Consider the following 1,191-nt stretch of genomic DNA (forward strand, 5'->3'; position numbering starts at 1 on the left):
AGCACGGCGTTACCGTCATGCGGGCCGCTGACGCCGAGCACGGTTTTGACGCCGTCATCGTGCAGCGCGTGGCGGAACAGGAATTCACCGGTGTCGCGGTCTATGCTCCAGCCGGTGAAGGCCCGCGCCGCCTCCTTGACATCCTGTTCGCTGTAACGTCCTTCGCCCAGCGTGAACAGCTCCATCAATTCACGCGCAAAATTTTCATTGGGCTGCCCCTTGCGGCTGGCCACACCGTCCAGATAGATCAGCATCGCCGGATCACGCGCCATGGCTTGCAGCAGTTCGCGGAAATTGCCCAGCGCATGCCGGCGCAGTGTCATGTGCTGCCGGTACATCAGCTGCGGCATGCGCACCTTGCGCAGGCTGGAAGTGAAATGGTTGTGCCAGAACAGCACCATTTTTTCGGTCAGCGGCGAGGTCGTGGTCAGCATTTCTGCCATCCACCAGGCTTTCAGGTCGCGCCCCTCGCTGACCAGACGGCGCTGGTATTCCTTGCGCTCCGCGTCACTCATCAGCGCCGGGCGCTGTGGCGGTTCATAAGGCGCCTGCGTCCAATCCGGCGCAGCTGTCACCGGCGGCCTGTCCGTCCAGCCCAGCAAACGCGCCACCGCGGCCTCGCGCGTCAGTTGCGCGAATTCACTGATTTCCGGCGTGTTGGCAGCAAATCCGGTACGGTTCAGCAGATGCCGGGCATCCTCAAAACCCAGCGGACGCGCCAGCGCCGGCAAAGTTACCAGTGCGCACAACACAACAGCGAGGGTGCGCCGCAACATGCCGGATCGCGCTCCCGCCGTTACCGCGGGCTCAGGATTTACCCGGAGCTTTGGCACCGTGCGCCTTGCGCGCTGAGGTCAATTCCTCGACCGACAACTGGCCGTCCTTGTTGGCATCGATCATGTCGAAATGGCGGGCCAGACGCGGCATGCCTTTTTCGGCCTCGGCGCGCGACAGGCTGCCGTTGCCGTCAGCATCGGTTTTCTTGAAATGCTCGGCAGCACGCGCCTGATGTTCCTTGCGGCACTTTTCCGGATCGGCCTTGCAGACTTCGCGGCGCTGCTCCATCTTCGCCTTCATCTCCTTGCACCGCTCCGGATTCTGCGCGCACATTTTTTCGCGCATCGCCGCCTGCTCCCGGCGGCATTTCTCTGGGTCTGCCTTGCAGGCTTCACGGCGTGCCTGCATCGCCGC

The 1,191-nt window shown here is 63.2% G+C and carries 2 protein-coding genes; both read right to left on the reverse strand.

The annotated features are described in order from the left end of the window. A partial coding sequence (locus Q8M88_RS09345) for a DUF1800 family protein (protein ID WP_305596670.1) occupies window positions 1–776 on the reverse strand: 776 nt, incomplete at its 3' end. A gap of 31 nt (window positions 777–807) precedes the next feature. After that, the coding region (locus tag Q8M88_RS09350) for an EF-hand domain-containing protein (RefSeq protein WP_305596672.1) at window positions 808–1,191 on the reverse strand (384 nt) is incomplete at its 5' end.

The sequence above is a fragment of the Phenylobacterium sp. genome (assembly GCF_030693805.1).
Lineage (GTDB): Bacteria > Pseudomonadota > Alphaproteobacteria > Caulobacterales > Caulobacteraceae > Phenylobacterium.